Below are 21,692 nucleotides of genomic sequence, written 5' to 3' on the forward strand. Positions count from 1 at the left end.
GCTGGCGCTCGCTCCTCAACCAACGAACAAAGAGAGGCCGTGACATGAGGTTTCCAGGCAAGGTCGCGGTCGTCACCGGCGCGGCGCAGGGCATCGGCGAGGCCTACGCGCGCGGGCTGGCGGACGAGGGTGCGGCTGTCGTGGTCGCCGACCTCAGCGCCAAGGGCCAGGACGTCGCGGAGTCGATCAACGCCGACGGTGGCCGCGCGATCTTCGTGGAGACCGACGTGTCCTCCCACGAGTCCGCCAAGGCGATGGCCGACCGCGCCGTCGAGGAGCTCGGTGGCATCGACCTGCTGGTCAACAACGCCGCCATCTACGGCGAGATGGCCTTCGACCTGCTGGTCACCGTCGACTGGGACTACTACAAGTTGTTCATGTCGGTGAACCTCGACGGCGCGCTGGTGATGACGCGTGCGTGCTACCCGCACATGCAGGCGCGCGGTGGTGGCGCGATCGTCAACCAGAGCTCGACGGCGGCCTGGCTGTACGCCGGGTTCTACGCCCTCGCCAAGGTCGGCATCAACGGGCTGACCCAGCAGCTGGCCCACGAGCTCGGCGGGATGAACATCCGCGTCAACGCGATCGCTCCCGGTCCGACCGACACCGAGGCGACCCGCAAGCAGGCCGGTGACGCCGCCAAGGACCTGGTCAAGGGTCTGGCCCTGAAGCGGATGGGCACGCCGCAGGACATGGTCGGCGCCTGCCTGTTCCTGCTCTCCGACGAGGCGTCCTGGGTCACCGGGCAGGTCGTCAACGTCGACGGTGGCCAGGTTTTCAGATGACAGAGCTTCGGATGAGGGCGGTCGGTTTCGTCGGACTGGGCAACATCGGCAAGCCGATGGCGCTGCGGCTGCTGACCGGCGACCTCCCGGTGTGGGTCTACGACGTCGCGCCGCAGCCGGTGACCGAGCTCGAGCAGGCTGGTGCCCGCGTGGCGAGCGACCTGGGCCAGCTGGCCGAGAGCGTCGACCTGGTCTGCGTGATGGTGCGCGACGACGACCAGGTCCGCGAGGTGCTCGGCCGGGTCGTCGGTGTGGTGCGGCCGGACGATGCCCCGTCGTTGATCGTGGCCATCCACTCCACCGTCGGGCCGACCACGCCGGAGGAGCTGGCCGACGTGGCCGGCCGTCACGGCGTACGCCTCCTCGACGCTCCGGTCAGCGGCGGACCGATGGGCGCGGCCGACGGGACGCTGGCGATGATGGTCGGCGGACCGACGGATGCGTACGCCGAGGCCGAGACCTCACTGTCACTGATGGCGTCGAAGACCGTGCACGCCGGGCCGGTCGGCGCCGGCACCCGGATGAAGCTGGCCCGCAACCTGATCCACTTCGTCTCCTTCACCGCCGTCACCGAGGCGCAACGGCTGGCCGAGGCGTCCGGACTCGACCTCGCCGCGCTCGGTGAGGTGGTGCGGCACACCGACGCCATCACCGGCGGGCCGGGCGCGATCATGTACCGCGACACCACGGCGCCACTGGACACCGACGACTTCTGGCACGGCGTCTTCACCCATGTCGCGGCCCTCGGCGAGAAGGACCTCGGCTTCGCGATCGCGCTGGCCGACCAGCTCGGGATCGACGTACCCCTCGCCCAGCACGCGAGGACCCACCTCGCCCCCGGACTCGGGCTCGGACTCGGGCTCGGGCTCGGGCTCAGTCAAGGAGAGCAGACATGATCGACGAGCGACGACAGCGCGGCCTCGAGAAGATGTCCGAGGTCTACGGCTGGGAGTTCCAGGACGGGCCGGGTGACTTCTTCGGCTACACCGCCGACCACCTGTTCGCCGACATCTGGAGCCGGCCGGGGCTGGACACCAAGGAGCGGCGGCTGCTCCTGGTCGGCATGCTCGCGGCACAGGGCGCCACCGACGTGCTCGAGATCCAGCTCGGCGCCGCGCACCGTAATGGCGAGCTCGACGACGAGGGGCTGCGCGAGATCGTGGTGTTCCTGGCCCACTACGCGGGCTGGCCGGTGGCCGCCCGGCTCAACAACGTGGTGGAGAAGATCCTCGCGACATGAGCGAGTACTCGTCGCTCTCGCAGCAGGAGCTCGCGGTCGTCGTACCGGAGCTGCTGCTGATCGGCCAGCTGATCGACCGGTCGGGGATGGCGTGGTGCATCAGCGCGCTCGGCCGCGAGAAGATGGCGCAGATCGCGATCGAGGAGTGGATGGCGGCCTCGCCGATCTACACCCGCCGGATGCAGCGAGCCCTGCGGTTCGAGGGCGACGACGTGGTCACGATCTTCAAGGGACTCCAGCTCGACATCGGGGCTCCGCCACAGTTCATGGACTTCCGCTACAGCGTCGAGGACCCGTGGCACGGCCGCTTCGAGCTGGCCCACTGCGGCGCCCTGATGGACGTCGAGCCGATGGGACCCGACTACGTGCGCTCGATGTGCCACGACATCGAGGACCCGACCTTCGATGCGACCGCTGTCGCTACCAACCCCCGGGCCCAGGTGCGCCCGGTGCATCGTCCGCCGCGCACGCCGGCCGGCCGTACCCCGCACTGCGAGTGGACCGTCACCATCTCCGACGACCACCCGCCAGTCGACTTCTCAGCGGGGTGCCTGGCGCTCCAGGACTCGCGCGCCGCCACCCTGGCGCTCGATCCGATCGACCCTTCCTCGCCCGGTCGGGCTGACTACTCGGGGCCGCTTCTCTCGGACCTGGACTTCGCGGAGTTCTCCCACCCGGCCCTGGTCCGGATCGCCGACGAGGTCTGCCTGCAGATGCACCTGCTGTTCCTCGGCTTCCGGCGTGCGGTGAGTTCGCGGCTGCCCGACGCCGAGGCCACCGAGATCTGCGTGAAGCAGCTGACCGGGATCGCCGGAGTCGCGGCCTCCCGGCTCCGGGCAGCCCTGTCCCTCCCTTCCTCGCGCGAAGGCGCCGAGCGCGTGCTGGCGTTGCACCCCTTGTTCAACCCGGTCGCCTACGTCGCGACGGCCGACTCCCCGGCCCATCTCGACGGCGCCTGGGTCTCGCTGGTCGGCCCCGCGGAGGTCCGCCCCTTGCAGGCGATCGTGCAGGCGGTCGACCCGCACCTCGACGTGGTCGTCTCCGGCTCACCGTGGACGGTGTCGGTCGTCTCCCGTCCCGACGCCGCCGAGGAGCTGGGAGAGGTCGCGGTGACGAGGTTCAGCTCGGGGACTGACTTCGCCTTCGAGCCGCGCAGGTCGTTGCCGATCACGCCGGTCTGACCGCTTGCGTGCCACGTGGGGGGCGGGGCTAGGTTCGACCCAGAGCACAGCCGCCACCCGAAGCGAGGCATCCCATGAGCGACACCCAGACATCCGGACCGGCCTACCAGGTGGTCAACCCGGCCACCGGCCAGGTGGTCGAGACCTTCGACTACGCGACCGACAAGGAGATCGAGTCGGCGCTCGCGGCCGTGCACACGGCGTACGCCGCCTGGCGCGACGTGCCGATCGCGGAGCGGGCGAAGGTCGTCAAGAGGATCGGCGAGCTGTTCAACGAGCGACAGGCCGAGCTGGGGGCGATCGCGACCGAGGAGATGGGCAAGCCGCTGGAGGAGTCGAAGGGCGAGGCGGAGTTCTGCGGCGAGATCTTCGACTACTTCGCGACCGAGGGGCCGGAGCTCGCGGCCGACCAGCCGATCAAGACGTTCTCGGGCGGCAAGGCGATGGTGCAGAAGCTGCCCATCGGGCCGTTGCTGGGGATCATGCCGTGGAACTACCCCTTCTACCAGATCGCCCGCTTCGCGGCGCCCAACCTGATGCTGGGCAACACCATCGTGCTCAAGCACGCGGAGTCGGTGCCGAGGTGTGCGCTCGCGGTCGAGCAGATCATGAAGAACGCGGGTCTGCCGGAGGGCGCCTACGTGAACGTGTTCGCCACCCACGACCAGGTCGAGCAGATCATCGGCGACCCCCGGATCGCCGGTGTCTCCCTGACCGGCTCGGAGCGGGCAGGCTCCGTCGTCGCCGCCATCGCCGGCAAGAACCTCAAGAAGTGCGTGCTCGAGCTCGGCGGCTCGGACCCCTACGTCATCCTGGACACCGACGACGCGGCCGCGGCCGCTGACCTGGCCTGGGAGACCCGGATCAGCAACACCGGTCAGGCCTGCAACTCCAACAAGCGGATGATCGTGATGGACGACGTCTACGACGGCTTCGTCAACCGGCTCACCGAACTGGCCAGGGACCTGCGGCCGGGTGATCCGGCCCAGGGCGCGGACGGCACGTTCGCTCCGTTGTCGTCGCGGGCCGCGGCCGAGCGGTTGGCCGAGCAGGTCGAGGACGCCGTCAGCAAGGGCGCCACCTTGCACGCCGGGGGTGTCCTGGGCGAGGGGCCGGCGGCGTACTACTCCCCCGCCGTGCTGACCGGCATCACCAAGGAGATGCGCGCCTACCGCGAGGAGCTGTTCGGCCCGGTGGCCGTCGTCTACCCGGTCTCCAGCGACGAGGAGGCGCTCGCCCTCGCCAACGACAGCGACTACGGCCTCGGCGGTGCGGTGTTCAGCAAGGACACCGAGCGTGCGCGCAAGCTGGCCGAACGCCTCGAGGTGGGCATGTCCAACGTCAACACCCCGGCCGGAGAGGGCGCCGAGGTCCCCTTCGGTGGCGTCAAGCGCAGCGGCTTCGGTCGCGAGCTCGGCCCGCTGGGCATGGACGAGTTCGTCAACAAGCGGATGTTCTACATCGCGGACTAGAGGGGCAAGTCCAAGGGGGCGTAGCGCGCTCCCCCTTGGACTTGCGCATCCAGCGCTACGCGTGGCGACGGTCCGGGAGCCACCTGCGGAAGAACACCCAGACCGTCACTGCCAGCGGGACGACTGCCGCCGGTGCGTACACGAGCAGGGCCAGCACGGTCAGCGAACCGCACACGACGAGGTCGCGGGTGGGTGTGCGCTCGGACTTGACGAGCACGTCGGTCACCAGCAGCACGACGGTCAGGCCCAGGCCTCCGCCGATTGCCAGCATGATCAGGCCCACCAGCCACAGGCCGGTGTCGTCACTGGAGGCGTCGTACGCCCACGGCACCGCGAATCCGATGGCCGCCGCACCAGCGAGCACGAAGACCGCTCCGGCACGTGGCACCCACAGGTAGGCGGCCACCGTGGCGGCCACGATCGCGACCCCGCACCCGATGACCTGCCAGGCACGGTAGGGACCTTGCGCCACTCCGTCGACGAGGTAGTACTCGTGGTCCCATCCCAACCACGCGAACCACATGGCTGCCGCGAAGAGTGCCAGCGCAAGGGCGGTGAGCCACAAACGACCGGTCGTCGGGATCGTGCTCGATCTAGTCATCTGCCCAGCGTGCCCGTCGGCCACGGGCACCGACAGAGCACTCGTACTCAGATCCTGCCCTCAGGTACCCACCGGCTCGACGTCGTGGGGCGAGCCGCGCTCGCTGCGCTAGATGATCTTCTTGAGCACGCCGAGCGGGGCGTGCTTCATGACCAGGCTCATCGGGGCCCACGGGAGCGGCGGGACGCAGGCCGAGTCGACCTCCTTCTCGATGGCTGCCACCATCGAGCGCACGCCCTTCTCGGTGGAGACCATGCCTTTGGCCTTCTTCGGGTCGACCCGCTCGTTCATCTCCGAGGAGATGTAGCCCGGGTAGAGCACGGTCACCTTGATCGGCTTGCCGTAGAGCTCGTTGCGCAGTCCCTCCGCGATGTGGGCGACACCGGCCTTGGTGGCGGCGTACGTCGTCATCGTCTTGGGCATCCCCCGCATCGCCGACATCGAGCTGATCATCACGAAGTGACCGGCGTCCTGCTCACGGAAGATCTCCATGGCCGCCTCGGACTGGGCGAGCGCCGCGACGAAGTTGGTCATCGCGGTCTCCTTGTTGGCGTCCCACCGGCCGGTGCCGAGCGGCGCGCCCTTGCCGATGCCGGCGTTGATGATCACCCGGTCGATGGTGCCGAAGTCCTTCTTGAAACCGCGGAACACCTCGAACACCTCCTCGTCGTCGTTCACGTCGAGGGTGCGGACCTCGACCCTGCGCTCCGGGTGGGCCGCCGCGATCTCGCCCTTGAGGGCGTCGAGCTTCTCGATCCGGCGCGCGCAAAGCGCCAGGTCGTGCCCCAGGGCGGCGAGCTGCCGGGCCATCTCGGCCCCGAGCCCACTGCTCGCACCGGTGATCAGGACGGTCTTGCGCTTCGGGTCAGCCATGGAGCCATCCTGCCAACCCGGGTAGTTCGGACCATGCGGCAGCCAGCACGCGGACAACCACCTGCGGATCGGTCCCAACCATCCGGGTCAGCGGTAGGTCAGCAGCCCGTCCCGACCCTCGAAGTGGCCGTGCGCGTTGAAGGAGACCAGCGTGGTGCCGCGCCGCCCCGTGACGACCTTGGTGATGGAGGCGTTCACGACGACGGCGGCGAGGCGGTGGTACGTCGGGGTGCCGGCCTCCAGCAGCTGGGTGGTCAGGGCGGCGATCGGCCCTCCGGAGGTGAACACCACCGCCGTACCCGCGTCCAGGAGGTCGTCGAGTGCCGCCGCACTCCGTTCCCGGAACTCCACGAACGACTCGGTGTAGTCCTCGTCGTACTCCCCTGAGGCCCACCGCGCCGTCGCCCTCTCGAACCACTCCTGGAACTGGCGTGCGTCCGGTTCGCCGTCGAAGTGCTTGGGGTGCGTGGCCGTGATCGCCAGGTGGTCGATCTCGTTCCAGCGCTCGTCGGTGCGCAGCTCGGCCTGCCACCCCGCCGACTGCGCGGCGATCTCGGCGGTGCGCTGTTGCCGCTTCAGGGTGCCGTGTACGACGACGTCAGGCTTCAGTCCCACGAGGAACTCGCCCAGCACCGCGGCCTGTTGCTCACCCACTGGTGACAGCACGTCGTAGTCATCGGCGCCGAACGAGGCCTGCCCGTGGCGGACCAGGAGGATCTGCCCCACTAGGACGCTCCGATGATCGCGTTGCAGCGCTGCTCGAGGTGCTGCGCAGCCGGACCGAAGATGGCGTAGGCCTCGTTGGAGGTCTGCCGGTGGAAGTAGCGGTAGTAGATCTGCTGGGCGATCACGCCGAGCCGGAACAGGCCGTAGACCTCGTAGAACCGCCACTGCTCCGGCGTCACCGTGTAGCCGGTGCGCTCGCAGTAGTAGTCGACGACCTCGGGCCGCGACAGCATCCCGGGCAGGTTGGTCGGCTGGCGGCGGAACTGGCGGAAGAACTCGTCGTCGTCGTCCTGCACCCAGTAGGCCATCGTCCCGCCGAGGTCCATCAGCGGGTCGCCGACGGTGGCCATCTCCCAGTCGAGCACGCCCACCGGCCGGGTGGGATCGTCAGCGTCGAGCACGAGGTTGTCGAAGCGGAAGTCGTTGTGGATCATGCAGCTCGCGACGTCGTCGGGCTGGTGCTCGGCCAGCCAGGCCATCACGGTTTCGTAGTCGCCGATGTCCTCGGTGTGCGCGTTGCGGAACCGGGTCGACCAGCCGGAGATCTGCCGCTCGACGTACCCGGTCCCCTTGTTCATCGACGCCAGCGGGGTGGCGTCGACGTCGACCCCGTGCAGGTCGATCAGCACGTCGAGGGCGTTGGTGCACAGCTCGCGGGTCTGCTTCTCGTCGAGCTGTACGCCAGGCGGGAAGTCGCGCCGCGGGATGATGCCCTCGACACGCTTCATCACGTAGAACTCCGAGCCGATGACCGACTCGTCGTCGCACAGCGCCACCATCTCCGGCACCAACGGGAACACGTCGCGCAGCCCGTCCTGGATGCGGAACTCCCGACCCATGTCGTGCGCGCCCCTGGCCTTCTGGCCGCTCGGCGGGCGCCGCAGGATCAGGTCGTGCAAGCCGTCGCGCAGCGAGTACGTCAGGTTGGAGGCACCGCCGCCGAACTGCGCCACCTCCACGTCCTCGGCCAGCTCGGTGCCACGCTCGGCCAGCCACGTCCGCACCGCGTCGACGTCGAACCGGTCCTCCTCGCGTACGGCGGACGCGCCGTCTATCTCGCTCACTGTTCTCCCAGTGCGTTCAGTCGCGCCGCCTGCTTGCGCATCACCTGGTCGTACGCCGCCCGGTCGGTCAGCTTGAGCTCGTAGGCCGCCCGTGCCGCCGGGTCGGGCAGGATCAGCTCCTCACCACGGTCCATCCCCTCGATCACGGCCGCTGCGATGTCCTCCGGGCCGAGCGGTGCCCGCGAGACCAGCCCACCGATCACCTGGCCGACGGCTGTGTCGTCGCCCTGCATGTTCTCGATCAGCCGGGTGCGGAAGTAGGACGGGCACACCGCCGAGCACCGGATGTCCCACTCCGCGAGCTCGTGCGCGCAGGTCTCGGTGAACGCGACCACACCCGCCTTGACCGCGTTGTAGGAGCCCATCCCGGCCGGGTGCACCAGCCCGGCGAGCGAGGCGATGTTGACGATGTGGCCGGAGCGTTGCTGCTTGAGCATCGGTACGAAGGTGCGCGTGCCGCGGACCACGCCGAACAGGTTGATCTCGGTGATCCACTGCCACTCGTCCATGCCGGCGACGTCGACGCGACCACCTCCGGCAACGCCGGCGTTGTTGACGAGGACGTCGAGCCCGCCCCAGTGCTCCGCGACCCAGTCACGCGCGGCCGCCCAGTCGTCGTCGGACCGGACGTCGAGGGTCAGGTCGGCCCCCTCGACGATGTCGGCGGCGAGCACCTCGTCACCCCGCGCACGGAACGCGGCAACCAGCGCGCCGCCGAGGCCACCTGCACCGCCGGTCACGAGCACTCTCAAGGGGTGGTTCATCGGTGCTTCTCGATCTCGAGGCGGGCGACCACACCGCGGTGCACCTCGTCGGGTCCGTCCGCGAGTCGCAGGGCCCGGGCGTTGGTCCACATCCCGGCCAGCGGGAAGTCATCGGAGAGCCCGCCGCCGCCGTGCAGCTGCATCGCCATGTCGATGACCTGCTGGGCGACGTTGGGGACGATCACCTTGATCTGGCTGACCTCGCTGAGGGCGTTGAGCGGGCCGCCGACATCGAGCTTCCACGCCGCGTTGAGCACGAGCAACCGCGCCTGGTCGATGGCGATCCGGGCATCGGCGATCCGCTCGCGGTTGCCGCCGAGGTTGACGATCGGCTTGCCGAACGCCGTACGCGAGAGACCGCGCTTGATCGCCAGCTCGAGTGCGACCTCGGCCTGGCCGATCAGGCGCATGCAGTGGTGCACCCGGCCCGGCCCGAGCCGTCCCTGCGCGATCTCGAAGGCGCGTCCCTCGCCGAGCAGGATGTTGTCCCTGGGCACGCGCACGTCGTCGAAGCTGATCTCGCCGTGGCCGATCGGTGCGTCGTGGTCGTTCATGGTGGAGAGCAGCCGCTCGACCTTGACGCCGGGGGTGTCACGCGGGATCAGCACCATGGTGTGGCGGTGGTGGCGGTCGGCGTCGGGGTCCGAGAGGCCCATGAAGATCAGGACCTGGCAGTCGGGGTGACCGATGCCGCTCGACCACCACTTGCGCCCGTTGACGACCACCTCGTCGCCGTCGACCACCGCGGTGGCCCCCATGTTGGTGGCGTCGGAGGAGGCCACGCCCGGCTCGGTCATCGTGAAGGCCGAACGGATGCGTCCGTCCAGCAGCGGCTCGAGCCACTCGGCCCGCTGCGCGTCGGTGCCGTACTTGAGCAGCACCTCCATGTTGCCGGTGTCCGGCGCGTGGCAGTTGAAGACGTACGGCGCCAGGGAGATCACGCGTCCCATCTGCTCGGCCAGCGGCGCGTAGTCGGCGTTCGCGAGCCCGGCACCACCATGGGTACCGAACTGCTTCGCGTACTGCTCGGAGTGCTCGGCCGGCAGGAAGAGGTTCCACAGTCCTTGGGCGCGCGCCTTCTCTCGCAGCTCGTCGAGCAGCGGCGACTCCTGCCACTCGCCGAGCGGTCGGCTCACCTGCTGGTGGTACTCGGCCGCCACCGGTTCGATCTCGTCACGCACGAAAGCCGTGACCAGCTCCAGGAGCTCGGCGGCCCGGGGAGAGGGGGAGAAATCCATGCCGCCGACCCTACTCAGGGCAGGGGCGTGTCTCTCAATCCTCGTCCGTCGCGAGCGTCGCCCCACGGAGTGCATCGCAAGGCGGAGGAGGGAGGCGATGCGTCAGCATCGACGACTGACGACAACGCAGCGAGGTGCCCGTGGGGCGACGCGTAGCAGGACATGGGATTGAGAGCCACCCCCTTGCTCAGCAGGAGCTCTGGGCCGTCGCTCGACTCGTGGTGGTGCGTACGCCGGGCGTCCAGTCGAGCACCGGGTCGCCCCGCTGGCCGTCGCGGGTCCGGAACTCCGCCGACAGGCGCACCTCCTGGTGCGCTCGGATGAACATCGTCACGATCGCCACCTGACGACCGTCGTGGTCAGCCGTCGCGATCCGCACCGGCCGGCCGTTGGCGGACAGGCTGGTCAGCTCGCCACCCGTCGGTGCGTAGACGCGCAGGTTCAGCCGCATCATGCCTCGCGGGGCGTAGGCCCCGTTGCCGGTGATGAAGTGGTTGAGCTGGTATCCGCGGCGCGGCGCCGAGGAGTCCAGCACCATGCCCACCTGGAGCGTCTGGCCGCCGCTGACGGTGCACGACGCTGCCCGGATCGAGGCCGAGTAGTCGAGGTAGTACTCGATCTTCGCGGCCGTGCCGTCGTTGAGGTAGAGCCCGACATGGGGCCTCGCGCCGGTGTCGCGCGGCAGCTCGCCGCTCGCCACCGTGCCGGCGAGGAGGCGCTGCTCCTCCGGGTGGGCGCTCCACACCAGGAAGCGGCGTTGGGTCGAGGACTTGCCCAGCTGGCGCATCAGCTTGAGCGGGTCGACGTTGCGGGTGATCAGGCCGCCGAAGATCCCGCGGGCGGCGCGGTCGAAGTACGCGTCCTGCTCGGCCCGGGTGCCGAGGTCCTTGTAGACCTGGTTGAGCAGTCGCGGCACCACGTTGTGGGCCGTGAAGGTGTCGTCCCCGACCTTGACGGGACCGGTGGCCCTCAGGACCGCGGACAGCACCACGGGGTCCACCGAGATGACACCGTCGATGGTGGTCCCGAAGGCCCGCTTCTGCAGGGCGTTGATCAGCTCGGCAGCGCGCGGGAAGTCCGGGGTCAGGTTGGTGTCGCGGATGTTCTCGCCGAGGTTGTCGCCGTACAGCGCCCGCTCCTCGGCGGTCAACGGCAGCACCGGCTGGGTCAGCACGGGGAAGTCGTCCACGGCGTGCTGTGCGCCCAGGCTCACCTTGCCGTGGTCGACGTCCAGCATGATGAAGGAGCCCGGCAGGCCGCCCGTCGAGCGGACCTCGGCGTTGTTCTGCACGACGAGCAGGTAGTGGCGGGGGCCGTCGGTACCCATCATCGGCGGCACCAGTCGAGCCACGCTGACCCCGCCCTTGGCGACCGAGAGGGTCTCGTCGAGCTGGCTGCGCACGTTGGTGGTGACATCGCGGAGGGGTCCGAGCAGGTGGTCGGACTCCAGCCCGTCGACCTGGTCGACAGCACCCTGGAGTGCCGTGGCGACGTCTTGGAGGGGCGCCTCGAGACTCGCGACGGCGGTGAGGTTCACCGTGCCGTCCTGGTTCCTGAGGTTGTCGGCCTGCAGCGCGTCCAGCAGGGTCGTGGCGGGCTCGTAGACCTTCGACGACGCGTCGTTGAGGGCCCGGGCCATCACCTGGACCGCATCGACGTCGTCGCCGAGGACCGGCACGCGAGCCAGCGCGTTCCACAAGGTGTTGTCGGAGTGCGAGCGCGCGGTCGCACTCCTCGCCTCGATCGTGCGCAGCGACTTCTTCACTGCGGCCACGTCGTCGCGACGCAACTCACCGCTGAGCTGGTGCGCTTCGTTCTTGGCCTCGCGCAGGGCGAGCACCGTCCGGACCGCCTGGTAGCTGAACACCAGGACGACCAGCACGATGAGCCCTGCGGCCAGGCCGAGGAGCAGACGTCTCCAGGACGTCACTCGGGACACCTACGGTCTCCGCTCGGAGTCGCGCGCTGCCCCGGGGACCTCAGTTGGTCTGACGGCGACGGGCGACGACGACGACCGCGCCACCCACGAGGACCAGCGCCACGCCACCACCGAGAAGCACCGAGTTCGGCCCGCCGGTGCCCGGCAGCTCCGAGCTGGTGGTCGTGGCCGCCGCGGCCTGGGTGTCCGGAGTGGTGCTGTTGACGTGCGGCACGGTGGTCGGCGGGGTGTCCGGGTAGGCCTGCGCCGGAGTGGCCAGGCCCAAGGACCCGAGCGCGACAGCGAGTGCCACGAGCAGTCCGGCAATTAGCTTGTTCATGCGGAAATTCCCCCGTTGTGATGGATTGCTGTAAACGACTGAATCGTTGCACAGGTCTCAGCATGCGTACACGTCGATCACGCCCGAAACGAGATATCCGCGACGACTGGTCTATACGGCGTGAACACCACAATTTGCCATTTCCGACGGGGTAATTCAGCCGGCCACGGTGGCCACGACCCGGGCCCGGACGGCCGGATCCTCCCACCGTCGAGTGGCCCTCAGGAGACGCCACCCGGACCAGCAGAGGAACACCACGGCGGCGCACACGGCGTATCTCGCGTCATGGAGCTCGGCCAGTCCGGAGAAGGCCAGGCCGGTGAAGGTGGTGGACACTGCGAGCCGTGCGCTGTAGCCGGCCATCACGACCGGCGGGGCCGGGGTCGCCCGCGCACTGCGCAGGTCGACGGCGAAGGGGCGCGCGATGCTCCAGCGCATCCCGGCGGCGATCACCTGGACGACCACCACGATCGTCGAGCACAGCAGCGCGACCGCCTCGGGGACGGTCGGACGCCCGGCTCGCAGCGCGGCCAGGACCAGGGTCAGGGCGGCCGAGCAGAGCAGCACCTCCATCAGCACCACGACCCGGGAGAGGAACGCGGTCCGCGGTCCCACCGGGAGGGAGTCTCGCCAGAGGGCGCCGCGACCGTCGAGGCACCAGGTGTTCACCCCGAACAGGAGCGCACCACCCGACGCGACCAGCCCGGGCAGGACGGTCAGCATCCGCCACTCCAGGTCACCGGCCAGCGCGACTGCTCCCGGCATCACGGCCAGGACCGTCATGCCGCGTCGCAGCGGCACCGAGCGCCAGACGGCCGCGCGGTCGATGCGGAGCATCATCACGAAGTCCGAGGCAGCGGTCGGGCGCGCCGGGAAGTGACCCGACTCCAGCCGCAGCTCCTCGCGCATCGGCCGCTGCAGCGCCCACCGCGCGGGGATGGCGCCGACCACGACGGCCGCGAGGCCGATCGCTGCGAGCACGAGGAGACCGAGCGCCCACCGCCACCAGTAGCCGGCCTGCGTGTCGAGGAGCAGCACCAGGAGCCGCGAGGTGGGGCTGTGGTCCAGGACGGGAGCAAGCCTGCCGGTCACGATCAGGGATCCGAGAGCGAGGGCGAACACGACGACCAGCACACGGAAGATGCCGATGCCGTGCCGGCCTCGGCGTACCCCCTCAGCCAGCCAGCCGGCCACCTGGGCCAGCGCCGTGGCGGCCACGATCCAGAGCAGGACGGGAATCTCGTAGGCCCACACGCGCGAGGGACCCAGGGCGTACGATGCCGCGCCGAGCAACAGCCAGGCCTGCATGATCCAGGCGATGTTGAGGGGCGCGAGCAGCAGGGCGCCCAGGTGGTCAGTGGTCGGCGAGACCGGGAACGCCACGGCCTGGTCACGGGGCACCACCTCGCGACCTCCGGCAGAAGCCACAGCGGTGAAGGTCGCCAGCAGCAGGAAGGCCAACGACGCCGAGGGGAGCAGGGCGAGGACGTTGCCACTGTTCTTGCGCGGGAAGTCGCCGCCGAGGTACGCCGGTGCCACGGCAGCCGTCACTGTCAGGGCGAGCACGAGCAGCCCCATCAGACGCAGCCGACGGTGCCCGCTGGCGGTCAGTCCGGCACGCCGGAACGCCAGCAGCGACGCGAGGTCTCGGCCGCTGGAGCGGAGCTCAGTCCAGGAGTGCGCGGTAGACACCGGCGCCTTCCTCCCCGACGAGCTCGTGGGCCCGCAGCTCGGCGACGCTGGCGCCGCCGCGCAGCACCAGGGCGTTCTCGCAGGCCTGCATCGCGAGGTCACGCAGGTGGGTGGAGACGAGTACGGCGGCACCACGAGCGCGCGCGTCGGCGATGACCTCGAGGGTCGCCTCGACGCCGAGCGGGTCGACCCCGTCGAACGGCTCGTCGAGCAGCAGCACCGCGGGCTCGTGGAAACAGGCGAGGATCACCGAGAGGCGCCGGCCCATGCCGTGGCTGAAGCCGGACGTGACGCGGTGGGCGGCGTCGCCGAGCTCGAAGCGCTCGAGCAGGTCCTGGGCGCGGTCCTCCCATCCCTCCATCCGGCGCAGGCGCGCGGCGAGCTGGAGGTGCTCCCACGGGGTGGCGCGGGGCACCAGTCCACCGACGTCGGGGCAGTAGCCGGTCAGCCGCTTCACGGCCAGCAGGTCCTCGGACACGTCGAGCCCGTCGACCCGGACGACGCCCTCGGTCGGCGGGATCACGCCCGCCAGCACGCGCATGGTGGTGGACTTGCCGGCGCCGTTGCGGCCCAGCAACGCAGTCGCGCGTCCGGCGTACGCCGTCAGGTCGATCCCCCGCACCGCGGCGACCGCCCCGAACTTGACCCACAGCCCCTTGATCTCGACCCGGATCGCGCCGTCGCTCGCATCCTCCACCCGGCCATTGTTCCTGACGATCGGGGGTATGCGAGTCCGATTTGCGAAGTTGTTGAGTTTCCCCGGACGTCCGGGGAAACCGGGGGATGGCAGGCCGTACTTTGCCCGCCAGCCCCCAGAATCACCTGCCCGCCCATTCCGAAATGTCCGACGGGGCGTACGGCGAGGGTCAGGCCGGGAAGGACTCGCCCTTCTCGGCCATCTCGACGAGGCGGTCGGTGGGGGCGAAGCGGTCGCCGTACGTCGAGGCCAGCTCACGGGCCCGGGCGACGAAGCCGGGCAGGCCCTGGCCGGTGCGACCGTCGTAGCCCTGCATGAACTGGACGGTGCCGCCGGTCAGCGCCGGGTAGCCGATGCCCATGATCGAGCCGATGTTGGCGGCGGCGGAGGACTCGATGACGCCCTCCTCGAAGCACTTCGCGGTCTCGATCGCCTCGATGAACAGGTAGCGGTCCTTGAGGTCCTCGATGTCGGCCGGCTCGGGGTTCGGCGGGAACAGCTCGGCCAGGCCGCTCCACAGGGAGCCGCGGCCGCCGTTCTCGTCGTACTCGTAGAAGCCCTTGCCGCGCAGTCGGCCGGGACGGCCCTCCTCGAGCATCTTCGAGACCACGGCCTCGCCCGGGTGCGGCTGGTAGCCGGCCGGCGCCGCGTCGGCGGTCGCCTTCTGGATCTTGGCCATCAGCTCCATGTTCAGCTCGTCGCTGAGCTGCAGCGTGCCGACCGGGTAGCCGGCCTGAGTTGCGGCCCGCTCGACCGACATCGGGTGGACGCCCTCGCCGAGCATGGCGAGACCCTCCATGACCATCGTGCCGATGACGCGGCTGGTGTAGAAGCCGCGGCTGTCGTTGACCACGATCGGGGTCTTGCGGATCTGCATCACCACGTCGAGCGCCTTGGCGACCGCCACGTCGTTCGTCTTCGCACCGCGGATGATCTCGACCAGCGGCATCTTGTCCACCGGACTGAAGAAGTGCAGCCCGATGAAGTCGTCGGGACGGTTGACGCCCTCGGCGAGGTCGGTGATCGGCAGGGTCGAGGTGTTCGAGCACAGCAGGGCGTCGGAGTTGACGACGTCCTGGATCTCGCCGAAGACCTGCGCCTTGAGCGTCGGGTCCTCGAAGACCGCCTCGATGACGAGATCACAGCCCTTGAAGTCGTTGGCCTCGGTGGTCGCGGTGATCCGGTCGAGGATCTCGGCCTTCTTCTTCTCGTCCATCTTGCCGCGCTCGACGGCCTTGCTCAGGATCTTGTCGCTGTAGGCCTTGCCCTTGTCGGCCGAGGCCTGCTCGACGTCCTTGAGCACGACCTCCATGCCGGCCCGCGCACAGGAGTACGCGATCCCGGCGCCCATCATCCCGGCACCGAGTACGCCGACCTTGGTCGCCGTGAACTTCGGCACGTCCTTGGGGCGCAGCAGTCCGGAGTTGATCGCGGAGAGGTCGAAGAAGAACGCCTGGATCATGTTCTTGCTGTTCGACCCGGTGATGAGGTGCGCGAGGTAACGCGACTCGATGCGGCTGGCGGTGTCGAAGTCGACCTGCGCACCCTCGATCGCCGCGGCCATGATCGCGCGCGGCGCCGGGTAGACGGCGCCCTTGGTCTGCTTGCGCAGCATCGCCGGGAAGGCCGGCAGGAACGCAGCGAGCGACGGGGTCGACGGGCTGCCGCCGGGGATCTTGAACCCCTCGCGGTCCCACGGGTTGGACGCGGCCTGCGGGTCGTCCTGGTGGGCCTTGATCCACTTCTTGGCGGCCGGCACGAGGTCGTCGCGGTCCTTGACCAGCTCGTCGACGATGCCCTTCTCCTTGGCCGCCTTCGGCTTGAACCGGGTGCCCTGCAGCAGGATGTCCATGAGCGCGGACTGGATGCCGAACATGCGCACGGTGCGGGTGACGCCACCGCCGCCGGGCAGCAGGCCGAGCGTCGCCTCGGGCAGGCCGAGCTCGACCTTGTCGTCGTCGACGACGATCCGGTGATGACAGGCGAGCGTGATCTCGAGCCCGCCGCCGAGGGCGGCGCCGTTGACGGCGGCCACGACCGGCTTGCCGAACGTCTCGAGCCGCCGCAGGTCGGCCTTGATGGCCTCGCACATCTCGAAGACGGCCTGGGCGTCGTCGGGCGTGGCGGCCAGCATCCCCTTGAGGTTGCCGCCGGCGAAGAAGGTCTTCTTGGCCGAGGTGATCACCACACCGGCCACGTCCTCCTTCTCGGCGTACAGCCGCTCGACGGCCGCGTGCATCGAGTCCTTGTAGAGGTCGTTCATGGTGTTGGCGCCCGCGGTCGGGTCATCCAGGGTGAGTACGACGATCCCGTCGTCTCCCCGGTCGTACTGCACTGCAGAGTCAGTCATTGTCAGTCCTTGTGAGAGATCGGGGAGGGTCAGACCAGTTCGACGATCGTGGCGATGCCCATGCCTCCGCCGACGCAGAGCGTGGCCAGGCCGCGCTTGAGCTCACGACGCTCGAGCTCGTCGATCAGGGTGCCGAGGATCATCGCGCCGGTCGCACCGAGGGGGTGCCCCATCGCGATGGCGCCGCCGTTGACGTTGGTGATCTCGTGGTCGATGTCCAGGTCGCGCATGAACCGCATGGCCACGGCAGCGAAGGCCTCGTTGATCTCGAACAGGTCGATGTCCTTGACCTCCAGTCCCGCCTTGGCCAGTGCCTTGCGGGCGGCCGGCGCCGGGCCGGTGAGCATGATCGTCGGGTCGGCCCCCGAGACCGCGGTCGCGATGATGCGGGCCCGCGGGGTGAGGCCGAGGTCCTTGCCGACCTGCTCGTTGCCGATGGCCGTGATGGCGGCGCCGTCGACGATGCCGGAGCTGTTGCCAGCGTGGTGGACGTGGTCGATGCGCTCGATCCAGTGGTACTTCTCCAGCGCCACGGAGTCGAAGCCCGCCTGGTCACCGATGCCTGCGAAGGACGGCTTCAGCCTGGCGAGGCCCTCGACGCTCGACTCGGGCTTGATGAACTCGTCGGTGTCGAGCACGGTCACGCCGTTGATGTCCTTGACCGGCACGATCGAACCGGCGAAGCGGCCGTCGGCCCACGCCTTGGCAGCGCGGTGGTTGGACTCGACGGCGAAGGTGTCGACGTCCTCGCGCGACCAGCCCTCGATGGTGGCGATCAGGTCGGCGCCGATGCCCTGCGGCACGAACGAGGTGCCGAACGCGGTGGCCGGGTCGGAGGCCCAGGCGCCACCGTCGCTGCCCATGGCGACGCGGCTCATCGACTCGACACCGCCGGCGAGGATCAGGTCCTCGAAGCCGCCGCGGACGCGGGACGCGGCCTGGTTGACCGCCTCGAGGCCGGAGGCGCAGAAGCGGTTGAGCTGTACGCCGGCCACGGTGTCGGGATAGCCAGCGGCGAGAGCGGCCGTCTTGGCGATGTCGCCGCCCTGGTCACCGACCGGCGAGACGACACCGAGCACGACGTCGTCGACCCGGTTCACGTCGAGGGAGGGGTTGCGGTCCTTGACGGCGTCGAGCAGGCCGACGACCAGGTCCACCGGCTTGACCTCGTGGAGGCTGCCGTTCTTCTTCCCCTTGCCCCGGGGCGTGCGGATCGCGTCGTACACGAACGCTTCTGTTGCCATGTGGTTTCCCTGCTCCTTCTGGAGTCTGTGGTGGCACTGACGGGCTCACGCGGGCGTAGCGTCACGCGGAGGCTCGCTGTTCATGATGACAGTAATACTGTCATCGTCAATCCGGACGAGATGTGGGAGAAGTCACCAGCGGGCGACCTCAGCCCTCCTGCTCGGTCGGGCGGATCAGCACCTCGTTGACCGCGACGTGGCGTGGCCGGGTGACGATGAACTCGATGGTCTCGGCGATGTCCTCTGACTGCATCCGCTCGATGCCGCCGAAGCGCTGCTTCATCGCCTCCTGCACCTCCGGCCGGTTGTGCGAGCCGAGCTCGGTGGCGACGGCACCGGGCTCGACGAGCGAGACCCGCAGGTGCCGGCCGGTGACCTCCTGGCGCAGCGACTCGCTGAACGCTCCGACGGCGTGCTTGGTGGCGTTGTAGACACCGCTCCCGTTGCGGGCGACGCGACCGGCGACCGAGGAGATGTTCACCAGGTCCGCGACCCGACGCGGCTCGCTGTCGGCTGCCTCGAGCAGGTGCGGGATCGAGGCATGGGCGACGTACAACAGCCCCTTCACGTTGAGGTCGACCATCCGCTCCCACTCCTCGAGTGGCGCGTCGACGATCGGTCCGAGCAGCATCACGCCGGCGTTGTTGATCACGGTGTCGAGTCGCCCGAGCCGCTCGACGGTCTCCGCCACCGCCTGCTCGGCCTGCGCCCGGTCGGTGACGTCGGCGGTGATGGTCAGGGCACGCCCGCCGTCCTTCTCGATCGACGAGGCGAGCTCCTCGAGGCGGTCGGTACGACGGGCGACGAGTGCGACCGCAGCGCCCCGGGCGGCGAGTGTCGCCGCCGTTGCCTGTCCGATGCCACTCGAGGCGCCGGTCACCAGCGCCACGGTTCCGTCGAGTCGGTGGTCAGAAGAGTCAGCCATGGCCTCGACGCTAGCGAGCGGCCCAGTCCGGCAACAGGGTGGTCTCGTCGGAGCGCCCCGCCCGCAGCTGCAGGCGCGTCATGAACAGGGCGCGGCTCAGGTCCGCGCCACGGAGGTCGGCACCGCGCGGGTCGGCCCCGAGCAGGTCGGCCCGGCCGAGGTCGACGTCCCGCAGGTCCGCTCCCAGGAGCAGTGCTCCGCGCAGGTCGGCATCGGCGAGGGGCTCCTCGCGCAGGTCACGGCCGGCGAGGTCGCGGCCACGCCAGCTGCGGCCGCCTCGTCGTACGGCGCCGCTCACCTCACCGAACAGGGCGTCTGCCCGCAGCTGGAGGGGTACGACGTCGCGCTCGCTGGCGTCCGAGGCTGCCCGCTCGACCGCCGAGCGCAGCCCCTCGAGCTCGTCGCGCAGGTCGCGGGGCAGTCGACGACCGGCGGCGTCCTCGAGGTACCAGAGCAGCTCGTGCAAGCGCTCGACGACCTCGAAGGTCGCGAACTGCTCCTCGCGGATGCCCGGAGTGGTGCGCCAGCTGCGGCCCCCGAAGTGCTGCTGGACGACGCGCTGCCCGGCACCGAAGCAGTCGTAGACCGTGCACCCCGGGAAACCGCGCTCGGGCAGCTCGCTGTGGATGGTGCAGCCGAAGTCGTCGGTGGCGAGGTTCGGGCACGGGACGCCGCTGGGCTTGTCGATCGCGAAGTCGGAGGAGACCGAGAAGGCGGGTACGACGCAGCACAGGCCGGCGCAGGACGCGCAGTCGGCGCGCAGGGCTGAGCGGTCGGTCACCGGCGTCACGCCTGGACGGCGACACCCTTCTCGATCAGTGCGTCCACGTCCTCGATCCCCCAAGCAGCGAGCGCCTCGCGGGTGTCGGCGCCCGCCTTCGGACGCGGAGGCAGGCCGAGGGCGGCCGGCGTACGGGAGAAGCGAGGTGCGGGTGCAGGTTGCCGGATGCCCTCGTGCTCGACGAACACCTCCCGGGCCGCCATGTGCGGGTGCCCCATCGCCTCGGTGAGCGGGATGATCGGCGCCACGCAGGCGTCGGTGCCCTCGAACACCTCCGTCCACTCGGCCTGCGTGCGGCTCGCGAAGCGCTCGGCGATGATGCCGCGCAGCTCCTCGCTCTGCTCGAAGTCGTAGCGGTCCGGGGCGTCCTCGATGCCGAGCAGCTGCACGAACGCCTCGTAGAACTGCGGCTCCAGCGGACCCACCGACATGTGCCGACCGTCGGAGGTCTCGTAGATGGCGTAGAAGGGCATGCCGCCATCGAGCATGTTGGCGGCCCGCTCCTCCAGCAGGTTGCCGGCGGCCAGGAAGCCGGCACTCATCGCGTTCAGGTGGGCGGTGCCGTCCACGATCGCCGCGTCGACGACCTGGCCCCGGCCGGAGATGCGTGCCTCGAGCAGAGCGGCGAGGACGCCGATGACGAGGTACGTCGAGCCGCCGCCGAAGTCGCCGACCAGGTTGGCCGGGAAGTGCGGTCGCGACTTGTCCTGGCCCATCCCGAACAGCGCGCCGGTGATCGCGATGTAGTTCATGTCGTGCCCGGCCACCCGGGCGAGTGGTCCGCGCTGCCCCCAGCCGGTCATCCGGCCGTAGACCAGCCGTGGGTTGCGCTCGAGGCAGACGTCAGGCCCGAGGCCGAGCCGTTCGGTGGTGCCCGGTCGCATCCCCTCGACGAGCACGTCGGCCTCGGCGACGAGGTCGAGCACGGTGGCGATCGCCTCCGGGTTCTTCAGGTCGAGCGCGACGCTCGGACGACCACGGTTGAGCACGTCGGTCGGCCCACCGGTCAGCGCCTGTCCCCCGGGCCGCTCGACGCGGATCACGTCGGCACCGAGGTCGGCCAGGATCATGCAGGCGTGCGGGCCCGGGCCGATGCCGGCGATCTCGACCACCTTGATCCCCGCGAGGGGGCCGGTGCCCTGTCCCAGTGCATACGTCATGCCGGTGATTGTGACAGCACTGCTGTCACGGTGGGGCGGGGCGTCTGTCCGTGCCGGTTTGGCCGGGCGACCGGCCAAACTGTCACTGGAGGGGGGATGTTTCACCCCTCCAGTGGAGGTTTGGCCGGGCGCCCGGCCAAACCGCGGCCGCTAGCGGTGGTGCAGCTCGTGCACGACGGCGTGACCCTTGCCGCGCGAGATGAGCCAGCGGTTGACCGGGACGGTGAGCACGAAGGCGATCACCAGGGAGACGGCCAGGCTCCACCAGAACAGGCCGGTCGCGAGACCCGCGGCCATGGCTCCGGGGACGACCAGGATGAAGAGGTTGTCGACGATCTCCATCGTGGTGATCGAGACGGTGTCGGAGGCCAGGGCGAGCCGCACTCCTTCGCGGGGCGAGGCGCCGTGGCGGCGTACGGAGGAGAAGGTCAGCAGGTAGCCGAAGAAGAAGGCCAGCGCGACCGAGAGCAGGATGCTGCCCGTGTTTCCCCAGCCCCACCAGGTCGAGAGCACCATGCCGAGCACCTCGCCGATGGCGCACCCGGTGAGGCAGTGCACGGTGGCGCTGACGGCAGTGGACCAGGAGCTGTTCATGGCTCGGACCATATACCCCCTAGGGGTATGCAGCAAGTGAGGCGGCT

Annotated in this window: 21 protein-coding genes; 5 read left to right on the forward strand and 16 right to left on the reverse strand. The window is 69.7% G+C overall.

Features of this window, described 5'->3' with window-relative positions; all coding sequences use genetic code 11:
* The first annotated feature begins 44 nt into the window (after positions 1-44).
* The 5 genes from H976_RS0107560 (at position 45) to H976_RS0107580 (ending at position 4,678) form a co-directional block, all read left to right on the forward strand.
* Positions 45-785 carry an SDR family oxidoreductase gene (locus H976_RS0107560; RefSeq protein WP_027861045.1) on the forward strand — a complete coding sequence of 247 codons (741 nt, stop codon included), beginning with the start codon at positions 45-47 and terminating at the stop codon, positions 783-785.
* Complete coding sequence (locus H976_RS0107565; protein ID WP_027861046.1) at positions 782-1,681, forward strand: NAD(P)-dependent oxidoreductase; 900 nt, start codon at positions 782-784, stop codon at positions 1,679-1,681. Before H976_RS0107560 ends, H976_RS0107565 begins: the two co-directional genes overlap by 4 nt.
* Positions 1,678-2,025 carry a carboxymuconolactone decarboxylase family protein gene (locus H976_RS0107570; protein WP_027861047.1) on the forward strand — a complete coding sequence of 116 codons (348 nt, stop codon included), beginning with the start codon at positions 1,678-1,680 and terminating at the stop codon, positions 2,023-2,025. The genes H976_RS0107565 and H976_RS0107570 overlap by 4 nt, the downstream gene beginning before the upstream one ends.
* Entirely contained in the window at positions 2,022-3,206 is a 1,185-nt protein-coding gene (locus H976_RS0107575; protein WP_027861048.1) for a hypothetical protein, read from the forward strand. Before H976_RS0107570 ends, H976_RS0107575 begins: the two co-directional genes overlap by 4 nt.
* A gap of 74 nt (positions 3,207-3,280) precedes the next feature.
* Entirely contained in the window at positions 3,281-4,678 is a 1,398-nt protein-coding gene (locus H976_RS0107580; RefSeq protein ID WP_027861049.1) for an NAD-dependent succinate-semialdehyde dehydrogenase, read from the forward strand.
* 55 nt (positions 4,679-4,733) lie between these two features.
* Here the strand turns inward: H976_RS0107580 and H976_RS28605 are convergent, their stop codons facing one another.
* The 16 genes from H976_RS28605 to H976_RS0107660 form a co-directional block, all read right to left on the reverse strand.
* Positions 4,734-5,279, reverse strand: coding sequence for a hypothetical protein (locus H976_RS28605; protein ID WP_155918056.1), 546 nt, complete (start codon positions 5,277-5,279; stop codon positions 4,734-4,736).
* A gap of 108 nt (positions 5,280-5,387) precedes the next feature.
* Positions 5,388-6,152, reverse strand: a complete 765-nt coding sequence (locus H976_RS0107590) for an SDR family oxidoreductase (RefSeq protein ID WP_027861050.1) — start codon at positions 6,150-6,152, stop codon at positions 5,388-5,390.
* An 87-nt stretch (positions 6,153-6,239) separates the two neighbouring features.
* Positions 6,240-6,878, reverse strand: coding sequence for a histidine phosphatase family protein (locus H976_RS0107595; RefSeq protein ID WP_027861051.1), 639 nt, complete (start codon positions 6,876-6,878; stop codon positions 6,240-6,242).
* Complete coding sequence (locus H976_RS0107600; protein ID WP_027861052.1) at positions 6,878-7,942, reverse strand: phosphotransferase family protein; 1,065 nt, start codon at positions 7,940-7,942, stop codon at positions 6,878-6,880. Before H976_RS0107600 ends, H976_RS0107595 begins: the two co-directional genes overlap by 1 nt.
* Positions 7,939-8,706 carry an SDR family NAD(P)-dependent oxidoreductase gene (locus H976_RS0107605; RefSeq protein WP_036225212.1) on the reverse strand — a complete coding sequence of 256 codons (768 nt, stop codon included), beginning with the start codon at positions 8,704-8,706 and terminating at the stop codon, positions 7,939-7,941. The genes H976_RS0107600 and H976_RS0107605 overlap by 4 nt, the downstream gene beginning before the upstream one ends.
* Positions 8,703-9,944: an acyl-CoA dehydrogenase family protein gene (locus tag H976_RS0107610; RefSeq protein ID WP_027861054.1), complete on the reverse strand. Its 1,242-nt coding sequence runs from the start codon at positions 9,942-9,944 to the stop codon at positions 8,703-8,705. Before H976_RS0107610 ends, H976_RS0107605 begins: the two co-directional genes overlap by 4 nt.
* A 187-nt stretch (positions 9,945-10,131) precedes the next feature.
* Entirely contained in the window at positions 10,132-11,874 is a 1,743-nt protein-coding gene (locus H976_RS28610; RefSeq protein WP_051276420.1) for a DUF4012 domain-containing protein, read from the reverse strand.
* 49 nt (positions 11,875-11,923) lie between these two features.
* A complete protein-coding gene (locus H976_RS0107620; RefSeq protein WP_155918058.1) occupies positions 11,924-12,202 on the reverse strand; it encodes an LPXTG cell wall anchor domain-containing protein in 279 nt (92 codons plus the stop codon).
* Positions 12,203-12,358: 156 nt separating this feature from the next.
* Positions 12,359-13,894, reverse strand: a complete 1,536-nt coding sequence (locus tag H976_RS0107625) for a hypothetical protein (protein WP_027861056.1) — start codon at positions 13,892-13,894, stop codon at positions 12,359-12,361.
* Positions 13,869-14,591 carry an ABC transporter ATP-binding protein gene (locus H976_RS0107630; RefSeq protein ID WP_027861057.1) on the reverse strand — a complete coding sequence of 241 codons (723 nt, stop codon included), beginning with the start codon at positions 14,589-14,591 and terminating at the stop codon, positions 13,869-13,871. The genes H976_RS0107625 and H976_RS0107630 overlap by 26 nt, the downstream gene beginning before the upstream one ends.
* A 169-nt stretch (positions 14,592-14,760) precedes the next feature.
* A complete protein-coding gene (locus tag H976_RS0107635) occupies positions 14,761-16,941 on the reverse strand; it encodes a 3-hydroxyacyl-CoA dehydrogenase NAD-binding domain-containing protein (protein ID WP_027861058.1) in 2,181 nt (726 codons plus the stop codon).
* Positions 16,942-16,970: 29 nt separating this feature from the next.
* Positions 16,971-18,185, reverse strand: coding sequence for an acetyl-CoA C-acetyltransferase (locus H976_RS0107640; protein WP_027861059.1), 1,215 nt, complete (start codon positions 18,183-18,185; stop codon positions 16,971-16,973).
* Positions 18,186-18,333: 148 nt separating this feature from the next.
* Positions 18,334-19,110, reverse strand: a complete 777-nt coding sequence (locus H976_RS0107645) for an SDR family NAD(P)-dependent oxidoreductase (RefSeq protein ID WP_027861060.1) — start codon at positions 19,108-19,110, stop codon at positions 18,334-18,336.
* Positions 19,111-19,120: 10 nt separating this feature from the next.
* Positions 19,121-19,891: a pentapeptide repeat-containing protein gene (locus tag H976_RS0107650; protein WP_036225341.1), complete on the reverse strand. Its 771-nt coding sequence runs from the start codon at positions 19,889-19,891 to the stop codon at positions 19,121-19,123.
* A gap of 5 nt (positions 19,892-19,896) precedes the next feature.
* Positions 19,897-21,051, reverse strand: coding sequence for a CaiB/BaiF CoA-transferase family protein (locus H976_RS0107655; protein ID WP_027861062.1), 1,155 nt, complete (start codon positions 21,049-21,051; stop codon positions 19,897-19,899).
* A 150-nt stretch (positions 21,052-21,201) separates the two neighbouring features.
* Entirely contained in the window at positions 21,202-21,645 is a 444-nt protein-coding gene (locus H976_RS0107660) for a DUF4396 domain-containing protein (protein WP_027861063.1), read from the reverse strand.
* Positions 21,646-21,692 lie beyond the last annotated feature (47 nt).

This window comes from Marmoricola sp. URHB0036 (assembly GCF_000426045.1).
Taxonomy (GTDB): domain Bacteria; phylum Actinomycetota; class Actinomycetes; order Propionibacteriales; family Nocardioidaceae; genus Marmoricola.

Bases quoted from the DNA above. Each gene is read 5' to 3' on its own strand.
- H976_RS28605 (WP_155918056.1), bottom strand. From the start codon at position 5,279: ATGACTAGATCGAGCACGATCCCGACGACCGGTCGTTTGTGGCTCACC.
- H976_RS0107640 (WP_027861059.1), bottom strand. From the start codon at position 18,185: ATGGCAACAGAAGCGTTCGTGTACGACGCGATCCGCACGCCCCGGGGC.
- H976_RS0107560 (WP_027861045.1), top strand. From the start codon at position 45: ATGAGGTTTCCAGGCAAGGTCGCGGTCGTCACCGGCGCGGCGCAGGGC.
- H976_RS0107655 (WP_027861062.1), bottom strand. From the start codon at position 21,051: ATGACGTATGCACTGGGACAGGGCACCGGCCCCCTCGCGGGGATCAAG.
- H976_RS0107575 (WP_027861048.1), top strand. From the start codon at position 2,022: ATGAGCGAGTACTCGTCGCTCTCGCAGCAGGAGCTCGCGGTCGTCGTA.
- H976_RS0107580 (WP_027861049.1), top strand. From the start codon at position 3,281: ATGAGCGACACCCAGACATCCGGACCGGCCTACCAGGTGGTCAACCCG.
- H976_RS0107570 (WP_027861047.1), top strand. From the start codon at position 1,678: ATGATCGACGAGCGACGACAGCGCGGCCTCGAGAAGATGTCCGAGGTC.
- H976_RS0107605 (WP_036225212.1), bottom strand. From the start codon at position 8,706: ATGAACCACCCCTTGAGAGTGCTCGTGACCGGCGGTGCAGGTGGCCTC.
- H976_RS0107620 (WP_155918058.1), bottom strand. From the start codon at position 12,202: ATGAACAAGCTAATTGCCGGACTGCTCGTGGCACTCGCTGTCGCGCTC.
- H976_RS0107660 (WP_027861063.1), bottom strand. From the start codon at position 21,645: ATGAACAGCTCCTGGTCCACTGCCGTCAGCGCCACCGTGCACTGCCTC.
- H976_RS0107610 (WP_027861054.1), bottom strand. From the start codon at position 9,944: ATGGATTTCTCCCCCTCTCCCCGGGCCGCCGAGCTCCTGGAGCTGGTC.
- H976_RS0107565 (WP_027861046.1), top strand. From the start codon at position 782: ATGACAGAGCTTCGGATGAGGGCGGTCGGTTTCGTCGGACTGGGCAAC.
- H976_RS0107635 (WP_027861058.1), bottom strand. From the start codon at position 16,941: ATGACTGACTCTGCAGTGCAGTACGACCGGGGAGACGACGGGATCGTC.
- H976_RS0107645 (WP_027861060.1), bottom strand. From the start codon at position 19,110: ATGGCTGACTCTTCTGACCACCGACTCGACGGAACCGTGGCGCTGGTG.
- H976_RS0107590 (WP_027861050.1), bottom strand. From the start codon at position 6,152: ATGGCTGACCCGAAGCGCAAGACCGTCCTGATCACCGGTGCGAGCAGT.